Raw genomic sequence first — 9,669 nt, 5'->3', positions numbered from 1 at the left:
TGTCCCACTCTCTTTTTGTTTGTCTAGAAGGGGCTTGGTTGGTCGTTGCATCGGGTAAAAAGAATTGGTATACTAGTAGAAAGAAAAAAGGAGGATGCTGTGACCTTTCGAAAATTACGTCTATTAATGTCCAAATATGGATTTAGTATTTTGTTTATGGGCTTTGAACTTTGGGCATCCTTTGCGGCCTTCTTCTGGCTTAATAGATGGTTCCCGCATTGGCTATCTGTTGCGGTCATTGGGCTCTTATATGTGTCGACAATCTTGGCTATTGTTAATCGAAATACCCCGCCTGAAAATAAGGTGACCTGGCTCTTGATTGCCGTCATTCCTGTCTTTGGATCGCTTTTATACCTCATGTTTGGAGAGCGACGTTTGTCCAAAAAGGAAATGATCCAGCTGAAAAATATGGAGTCCATGAAGTTTCGAGAGGACAATAGTCATCAGTTGCGTAAGGAGCTCAAGCAAGAAAGCAAGGCGGTTTATGGCTTGGTCAAGTCGATTTTATCCATGGATCACAATGCGGATCTCTACAATGGGACGGCATCAACCTTTTACCCTCTAGGGGAGGAGATGTATGAGCAACTACTAGAGGATCTGAGAGCGGCGAAAAAATTTATCTTCATCGAGTTTTACATCATTGATGAGGGCTTGATGTGGAACAGTATCCTAGAGATTTTAGAGCAGAAAGTGAAAGAGGGGGTCGAAGTCAAACTCCTTTATGACGATATCGGCTGTATGGCGACTTTGGCTGGGAACTATACCAAACGATTGCGAAAGATGGGAATTGATGCCCATAAATTTAACAAGGTGATCCCCCGTTTGACAGTAGCTTATAACAACCGAGACCACCGTAAGATCTTGGTCATTGATGGTCAGATCGGCTATACGGGTGGTGTCAATTTGGCAGACGAGTACATCAACCACATTGAGCGGTTTGGTCACTGGAAGGACAGTGCCATCCGTTTGGATGGACGAGCTGTTAAGGCCTTAACGCGACTCTTCCTCATGAACTGGTACATCAACCGTGGGGAAATCGAGGATTTTGACCGCTACCATATTGAAAATAAGGCGGTCGAAGGAGAAGGGCTCTACATTCCCTATGGGAGTGGACCAAAGCCAATTTACAAGTCGCAGGTCGGAAAGACGGTTTATCAAAATATGATCAACCAAGCGACGGATTACGTCTATATCACGACTCCTTACTTGATCATCGATTATGATTTGACAGAAGATATCCGCAATGCGGCCCTTCGTGGGGTGGATGTTCGCATCGTGACCCCGCATATTCCGGATAAAAAATTGATCCAAATTGTTACGCGTGGGGCTTACTTGGATCTGATGGATGCTGGTGTGAAAATCTATGAGTACACGCCTGGTTTTGTCCATAGCAAGCAAGTTCTTGCCGATGATGAAATGGCGGTTGTAGGGTCGATTAACTTTGACTACCGCAGCCTGGTCCATCACTATGAAAATGCGGTCTGGATGTATCGGACGCCTGCCTTGAAAAAGATTCGGGAGGATTTTGACCACATCTTTGAAGTATCCCAAGAAATCACTGAAGATACCTTCCGCTTTACATGGCACCAAAGCTTAATCAAGGAAATTATGCAATTGTTCGCACCGATGTTGTAAATGTATAAAAACGAAAATCAGAGTCAGGAATCGAGATGCCTGACTCTTTTTCCATAGGACTATGTGATAAGAGGCTGACAGGGTCAGCAGAATTTGGTATACTAGAGAAGATAATGGGCTTTTTTCTAAAAGGAAAGAGCAGAGGAATAGCGAAGAAAAGGAAAAAGAATGAGCGAAAAAGAGCAAGAAATGACTTCGAAAAAGTTAGGGCTTCACGTGGGAGACAGTTTTCAGGATACACGTGAAATTCGCGAGGTGCTAGATAAATCAGTCTTTCGTGAAGAAGAGCCGACTCATAGCCAGCAGGCAGAAGTCTTGGAGGAGCCGGTTGCAATGGAGGCATCAGAGGAAATTAGTGATGCCAAGCCAGAAGCAATAGCAGAACCTACACAAGAATTGGAACAAGAAGCTGAGCAACCGCTCAGTCGGATGAGTCGTCGTTCGCGTAAGGCGGGAGTTGAAGCGACAAAAGCGGAAGCATCGAAGGTAGAAGAGAATACGGAAGAGCTAGAAGCAGATGTGGCAGTTGAGCCGATCCGTCGTCAAGCTAAGCGTCCAGTCCCCCTAGCGATTCCTTTTGTGTTGAGTCTCTTGATTAGTTTGCTGCATGTCGGGGTGCCATTTTTAACCCGTTTTGCAACCAATCAACAATCGCAAAACTTGTATGCTGGCTGGGCAATGACCAAGGGGCAAGTACCGTTTGGTGATTTTTACGGAACCAATGGTCTGCTCTATTATGCAATCAACTGGTTGGGAAGTTTAGCTGGTGGACATTGGATCTTGATGATCCTCCAAGCGATTGCCCTCTTCTTTGCGGGTACCTATCTCTATCGGGTTGTGCGCTTGCTGGTGTCTGATAAAGATACAGCGAAGAATGTCCAGTTACTCTTTTATTTCTTGGTGCTAGGCCTTGGTTTTGGAGGAACTTATGTGACTCTCTTTAGTCTTCCAATCCTATTTGCCAGCATGAATTTCATTTTGGCTTATTTGATTGGGCATCGTAAGGATGAAGGCTTTATCCTTTATGGTGCGATTGCAGCTGTGGCTTTCTTGATTGATCCGATGACCAGTGCCTTGTTTTATTTGTTGGCCTTCCTTGGATTAACAGCCTTTAACATCAAGCAGAAGAGATGGGCGCGTGGCTTTTATCAACTGCTAGCAGCTCTCCTTGGTTTTTCACTCGTCTTTTATCCAATTGGCTATATCACCGTTTTGAATCAGACTTTTGGCTATGCCATTAACCAAGTAACCTATGTCTTTAATGCCTTGAATTTTACTAATGGACAGACCTTCAGTAACGCCATTTATTACGGACTGTTGGCGCTGGCCTTTGGCCTAGTCTCTGCCTTTTTGATGTCCTTTACGAAGCAAAATAGCAGTGCTCGCCGGATCTTCCGCTTTATAGGATGGGCAGGTAGCTTGGTAGTCCTTATCGTGTCGATTGGTCTTCCGGAACAAGGAGCTTACCAATTGTTACCGATGTTGCCATTTGTTCTTCCTTTGTTTGCGATCTGGTTCTCACGAGATGGGGAAGAAAACGATGGGATCGAACGCCGTGGTCGGAAGAAGAAAAACAAGGAAGTTTGGGCCGCTTACTTTACGAGCCAAGTTTTCTTACCGCTAGTAGCCCTTATCTATCTGTTGGCGAATCCAGTGGTTCAAGATCTGGTGCTTCAGTCTGGTCAATCCAGTGAACGGAGCGCTATTGCTAGCTACATTCATAACCATAGCAAGGACAAAGATACCATCTATGCTTGGGATACGACAGCTATTCTCTATCAAGAAAGCGATCGTTTGGCAGCTTCTGCCTTATTGACCCCGACTTCTTATCTGGGGATTAATGAAAACCGAACAAATGTAACCCAACAAATCGATCGGTCTGAACCCAAGTATATTGTGGTCAACAATCAGGTAGAATTGACCTCCAAAATGAAGGACTTGCTCAAAGAAAATTATCGTCTCGTTGAGAAGAAATACCGTCATTTCAAACTCTATCAACGCTCTTAAGAAAATCAATATCTTGTGCTTTAGAAAGTTTTTTATAAAATTTTCCACAAGATATTGATTTTTATTTTTGGAGTGGTATAATACAACTTGTATGTAAATAAATGAAGAGAGGCATGTTTGGTATGATCACCTTGAGAGAAGAAAAACTGAGAATGGCCCCGGATATTTTTGTTGAAAAACGAGATGGCCGTCGTGTTCAATTCGATGTTGAAAAAATTTATAAAGCCTTGTTGAAGGCGACAGAAGAAGTGACTTCTCTCACTCCAGTGATGGAAGCCAAACTAGAAGCCATTGTCGATCGTGTGATCGCAGAGATCTTGGAACGTTTTCCAAATGGCGTGAAGATCTATGAGATCCAAAATGTTGTCGAACATGAATTGCTTCAAGCCAATGAATATGCGATTGCTGAGAGCTACATTACTTATCGGACTCAGCGGGATTTTGAGCGCTCAAAAGCGACGGATATCAACTTTACAATTGGCAAACTCCTCAATAAGGACCAAGCCGTCGTCAATGAAAACGCCAATAAGGACAGTGATGTCTTTAATACGCAACGGGACTTGACGGCAGGGATCGTTGGTAAGTCTATTGGTCTTAAAATGTTGCCCAAACACGTAGCCAATGCTCACCAAAAAGGGGACATCCACTACCATGATTTGGACTATAGCCCTTATACACCGATGACCAACTGCTGTTTGATCGATTTTGAAGGCATGCTCAGAAATGGCTTCAAAATCGGGAATGCAGAAGTCGAAAGTCCTAAGTCTATCCAAACTGCAACGGCACAAATCTCGCAGATTATTGCCAATGTAGCTTCTAGTCAGTACGGGGGCTGTTCAGCTGACCGGATCGATGAGGTCCTGGCCCCTTATGCAGAAAAGAACTACCAAAAACACTTGGCAGATGCCAAAGAGTGGGTACTTCCTGAAAAGCAAGAGGACTATGCTTGGAGCAAGACTCAAAAAGATATTTATGATGCCATGCAATCGCTAGAATATGAGATCAATACCCTCTTTACTTCAAACGGGCAAACTCCTTTCACTTCGCTTGGTTTTGGCCTTGGAACCAATCGCTTCGAACGGGAAATCCAAAAGGCGATTCTGGAAATTCGGATTAAGGGTCTTGGATCGGAACATCGGACAGCCATTTTTCCAAAATTAATCTTTACCCTCAAGCGGGGACTCAACTTAGAGCCTGGAACGCCTAACTATGATATTAAGCAATTGGCCTTGGAATGTGCTACGAAACGCATGTATCCAGATGTCCTCTCTTATGACAAGATTGTAGAATTGACAGGCTCCTTCAAGGTGCCCATGGGATGTCGCTCTTTCCTTCAAGGTTGGAAGGACGAGAATGGTGTGGAAGTTAATTCTGGCCGGATGAATCTTGGAGTCGTGACGGTCAATTTACCTCGAATTGCCTTGGAATCTGGCGGAGACAAGGAGAAATTCTGGCAAATCTTTAATGAACGGATGAACATCGCTGAAGATGCCTTGGTTTACCGGGTGGAACGCACCAAAGAAGCGACACCAGCCAATGCACCGATTCTCTACCAATATGGCGCTTTCGGGAAACGCTTGGGCAAGTATGACCAGGTAGATCAGCTCTTCCGTCATCGCAGAGCGACCGTTTCTCTTGGCTATATCGGACTCTATGAAGTCGCAACCGTCTTTTATGGTCCAAATTGGGAACACAATCCAGAAGCCAAACAATTCACGATCGATATCATCAAGGATATGAAAGCGCGCGTGGAAGAATGGTCTGACCAGTATGATTACCACTTCTCCATCTATTCGACACCGTCAGAAAGCTTGACAGACCGCTTCTGTCGCCTAGATACGGAGAAATTTGGTAAGGTTCCGGATATCACAGACAAGGAATACTACACCAATAGTTTCCACTACGATGTTCGTAAGAACCCAACGCCATTTGAAAAGTTGGATTTTGAAAAAGTTTATCCTGAAGCTGGGGCGTCTGGTGGCTTTATCCACTATTGTGAATACCCTGTGCTCCAACAAAATCCAAAAGCCCTTGAAGCAGTTTGGGATTATGCTTATGACCGGGTTGGTTATCTCGGAACCAATACGCCGATTGACCGTTGTTACAAGTGTGATTTTGAAGGAGATTTCACGCCGACTGAGCGCGGATTTGCTTGTCCAAACTGTGGCAATAGCGATCCTAAGACGGTTGATGTGGTCAAACGGACCTGTGGTTATCTCGGAAACCCGCAAGCTCGTCCGATGGTCAATGGCCGTCATAAGGAAATCGCTGCACGGGTCAAACACATGAATGGATCCACTATCAAATCAGCTGGTCACCAAGTGACAGATTAGAAAAGGATATTATGGGAAAATACCAATTAGATGATAAGGGCAAGGCTCAGGTTCAACGATTCCACGAGAAGCATTCAAAGGGTGGAATCAATAAAAAAGACCGAGTAGCCAGCCTGAGAGAACAATTTTTAAATAAGAATAAGAAAAAGTGAGAGTTCGCTCTCGCTTTTCTTATAGCGGGGAGGGGAATATGGAACTACGCAGACCAAGATTAGCAGATAAAGAAACAGTTTTAGAGATGATGGCAGAGTTTGAACAGAGCCAGTCGGCCCACGACGGCGGCTTTTGGGATGCTGAGAATTTTGTTTATGAAGAGTGGTTGGAAAGTAATCAGAATCATGAAATGGGGATTAATTTGCCTGAAGGGTGGGTGCCTGATATTCAGTTAGTTGCTTTTGCAAAAGATGGTAAAGCAGTTGGATTCCTCAACCTTCGATTGCGTCTCAATGACTTCTTATTGGAAGAAGGAGGCCATATTGGCTATTCCATCCGTCCCTCTGAAAGAGGCAAGGGGTATGCCAAGGAAGCTCTCCGTCAAGGTCTGCAAGTTGCTAAAGAAAAGAACATCCATCGTGCTCTGGTGACTTGTAGCACGGAAAATCCGGCCAGCCGAGCGGTTATCTTAGCTAATGGCGGTCAATTTGAAGATGTTCGAAATGGAACGGAGCGTTATTGGATAGAAGTGGAGTAGAAGGATGACATGGAATACACCTAAACCAGGTGAATGGAAAAGTGAGGAGCTGAGTAAAGGGCGAATCATTGACTATAAGGCCTTTAACTTTGTAGATGGAGAAGGAGTGCGCAACTCCCTTTACGTGGCCGGTTGCATGTTTCACTGTGAGGGCTGTTACAATGTAGCGACCTGGTCTTTCAATGCAGGCATTCCTTATACCAAAGAATTGGAAGAGCAGATCATGGAAGATCTGGCCCAACCCTATGTCCAAGGCCTGACCCTGCTTGGGGGAGAGCCATTTCTTAATACCGGTATTCTTTTACCCCTTGTAAAACGTATTCGGAAAGAATTGCCGGAAAAAGATATTTGGTCTTGGACCGGCTACACTTGGGAAGAAATGATGTTAGAAACGCCTGATAAACTGGAGCTATTGTCGCTGATTGATATCCTGGTCGATGGACGGTATGATAAAAGCAAGCGCAACCTCATGTTGCAATTTCGTGGTTCTTCCAACCAGCGGATTATTGATGTTCAAAAATCATTGAAAGAAGGAAAGGTTGTCATCTGGGACAAGCTCAATGATGGCAAGGAAAGTTTTGAGCAAGTCAAGCGGGATGATCTTTTGTAGGATCTTCAAAAACCGGGTGTTTCACCCGGTTTTTTTGGATTCTCTGCATAAGTATACAAGGGGTTTTGCTTGTTTTTGAAAACGCTTACTTTCCAAATGTCCATAATGGACAAAAAAGTGATAATTAATGCATTTTTTGCTAAAAATATGTTACAATAAACATGATTAGGACTAATTGGAGGTATTTATGTCACAAAGGAGACGGAGTCGTCGTTCAGAACATAAGTGGGGGCAATTGCGAATCATTAATTCCGTATTGCTTATTTTTTTGCTTATGACTGCAAGTTGGGCGACCTATACTATGTTGGCCAATAACATCTTGGCTTTTCGCTATGTCAATGTTCTCGTGATTGCACTACTAGCTCTTCTCTTGCTCTTATCAGCTTGGTTTGTGATCAAAAATCAGGCCAAAAAGACAACTTTGGTCTTGCTTCTTGTCGGCTTATTGGCTAGTTCGGGAGTTTTGTTTGCTAGTCAACAGCTGCTAAATCTGACGAGCAATGTCAATGGCCATTCTAACTATACAGAGTTTGAGATGGCTGTCTATGTCAAGAAAGACAGTGACATCAAAGACATCAAAGAAATCAAGGAAGTGGTGGCACCAAAGGGCAACAATAATGAAGCCAATCTCACGGCCCTCTTGGACAATATCAAAAAGACCAAGGGTCAGGAAATTTCTGTAGTCGATGCACAGACTTATCTAGATGCCTATAAGAGCCTGCAAGAAGGGAATGCTTCTGCCATGGTGCTCAACAGTACCTTTGAAGATACTATCGCTGCTGAAGATGCCGACTATGCGAAGAAGTTGAAGAAAATCTATTCCTACAAGATTCGAAAAGAAGTAGCAGCGACGAGCAAGGTGTCTGCCAATGCGGATGTCTTTAACATCTATGTCAGCGGGATCGATACCTATGGCCCAGTAACCTCGGTTTCTCGATCAGATGTCAATATCATCATGACGGTTAATCGGAAGACCAAGCAAGTCCTATTGACAACGACTCCACGGGATGCCTATGTACCGATTGCAGATGGTGGTAACAACCAGAACGATAAGTTGACCCATGCAGGGATCTACGGAGTGGATGCTTCGATCCATACTCTTGAGAATCTCTATGATATCAAGCTCAACTATTATGTTCGTCTCAATTTCACCTCCTTCCTCAAGTTGATTGACCTTCTAGGGGGAATCGATGTGGAAAATGACCAAGAATTCACGAGCCTTCATGGCAAGTTCCATTTCCCAGTTGGAAAGGTTCATTTGAATTCAGAGCAAGCCCTCGGTTTTGTCCGAGAACGCTACTCTCTTCAAGGTGGCGACAATGACCGTGGGAAAAACCAAGAAAAAGTCATTGCGGCCATTATCAAAAAGTTGACCTCTACCAAGGTCTTAAGCAACTACAATGAGATTATCGGAAACCTCCAAGATTCTGTCCAAACCAATATGCAGTTGCCGACTATGATGAACTTGATCAATACCCAGTTAGAAACAGGTGGTTCTTATGAGGTGACTTCTCAAGCGATTACCGGTCAAGGACGAAATGACTTGCCGTCTTATGCTATGCCTGGATCCAACCTCTATGTCATGGAGTTGGATCAAGCGAGCTTGACCAAGGCTAAGGAAACCATTCAAAAAGTAATGGAAGGAAAAGAAAAATGATTGATATCCACTCGCACATCGTCTTTGATGTGGATGATGGACCAAAGACAAGAGAAGATACGCGTGCCTTATTGGAAGAAAGCTATCGCCAAGGGGTGCGGACTATTATCTCCACTTCTCATCGTCGCAAGGGGATGTTTGAAACTCCCGAAGAAAAGATTTCTGAAAATTTTCAAGAAGTGAAAAAAATTGCGGCAGAGGTCGCGCCAGATTTAACGATTCATTACGGGGCAGAGATCTACTTTACGAATGATGTCTTGAAAAAACTGGAAGAAAAGATCATTCCACGTTTAGCTGAGACGCGCTTTGCGCTGATTGAATTCAGCATGGGAACACCTTACAAGGAGATTCATACGGCCTTGGACCGTTTGCTCCATCTAGGTGTGACACCAGTGGTGGCCCATATCGAGCGCTACAAGTGCTTGGAGAAAAATGAGGAGCGCGTGCAAGAGATGATTGACATGGGCTGCTACATGCAGATCAATAGTTCCAGTGTTCTCAAGCCTCGCCTCTTTGGGGATGAACAAAAACAACTCAAAAAACGAGCTCGGTACTTCTTAGAAAAAGACTTGGTGCACTTTGTGGCCAGTGATATGCACAATGTGGATAAACGACCGCCTTATATGGCAGAAGCCTATCGCTTGATCAAGGAAGAATACGGAGAACAACGAGCACAAGCTCTCTTTGTCAGCAATCAAGAACTCTTGTTAGCGGATGAATTAATCTAACCAGAAAA

General features: G+C 44.1%; 8 protein-coding genes. All 8 read left to right on the top strand.

The genetic code is table 11. The features are described from left to right. Nucleotides 1-99: 99 nt before the first annotated feature. The gene (cls, locus tag NMM13_RS03695) at nucleotides 100-1,635 is read left to right on the top strand and encodes a cardiolipin synthase (protein ID WP_023919883.1); all 1,536 of its coding nucleotides are present in this window, start codon (nucleotides 100-102) and stop codon (nucleotides 1,633-1,635) included. 168 nt (nucleotides 1,636-1,803) lie between these two features. Next, nucleotides 1,804-3,642: an MFS transporter gene (locus tag NMM13_RS03690; protein ID WP_254728660.1), complete on the top strand. Its 1,839-nt coding sequence runs from the start codon at nucleotides 1,804-1,806 to the stop codon at nucleotides 3,640-3,642. 122 nt (nucleotides 3,643-3,764) lie between these two features. Further along, nucleotides 3,765-5,975 (top strand): anaerobic ribonucleoside-triphosphate reductase, encoded by a 2,211-nt coding sequence (gene nrdD / locus NMM13_RS03685; protein WP_031574358.1) that lies wholly within the window; start codon nucleotides 3,765-3,767, stop codon nucleotides 5,973-5,975. Between the two features lie 11 nt (nucleotides 5,976-5,986). Then, nucleotides 5,987-6,127, top strand: a complete 141-nt coding sequence (locus tag NMM13_RS03680; RefSeq protein ID WP_003002079.1) for a hypothetical protein — start codon at nucleotides 5,987-5,989, stop codon at nucleotides 6,125-6,127. 38 nt (nucleotides 6,128-6,165) lie between these two features. Further along, nucleotides 6,166-6,666 (top strand): GNAT family N-acetyltransferase, encoded by a 501-nt coding sequence (locus NMM13_RS03675; RefSeq protein WP_254728658.1) that lies wholly within the window; start codon nucleotides 6,166-6,168, stop codon nucleotides 6,664-6,666. A 4-nt stretch (nucleotides 6,667-6,670) separates the two neighbouring features. After that, nucleotides 6,671-7,276: an anaerobic ribonucleoside-triphosphate reductase activating protein gene (nrdG, locus tag NMM13_RS03670; protein WP_254728656.1), complete on the top strand. Its 606-nt coding sequence runs from the start codon at nucleotides 6,671-6,673 to the stop codon at nucleotides 7,274-7,276. Between the two features lie 187 nt (nucleotides 7,277-7,463). Beyond that, a complete protein-coding gene (locus tag NMM13_RS03665; protein WP_254728654.1) occupies nucleotides 7,464-8,933 on the top strand; it encodes an LCP family protein in 1,470 nt (489 codons plus the stop codon). Continuing rightward, nucleotides 8,930-9,661 carry a capsular polysaccharide biosynthesis protein Cps4B gene (gene cps4B / locus NMM13_RS03660; RefSeq protein WP_045760016.1) on the top strand — a complete coding sequence of 244 codons (732 nt, stop codon included), beginning with the start codon at nucleotides 8,930-8,932 and terminating at the stop codon, nucleotides 9,659-9,661. The genes NMM13_RS03665 and cps4B overlap by 4 nt, the downstream gene beginning before the upstream one ends. Nucleotides 9,662-9,669: the final 8 nt, after the last annotated feature.

It is taken from the genome of Streptococcus sp. CF8_St5-11 (assembly GCF_024295625.1).
Classification (GTDB): domain Bacteria; phylum Bacillota; class Bacilli; order Lactobacillales; family Streptococcaceae; genus Streptococcus.
The sequence above is the reverse complement of the archived record's forward strand: the minus strand, read 5'-3'. Positions and strand labels throughout refer to the sequence as shown.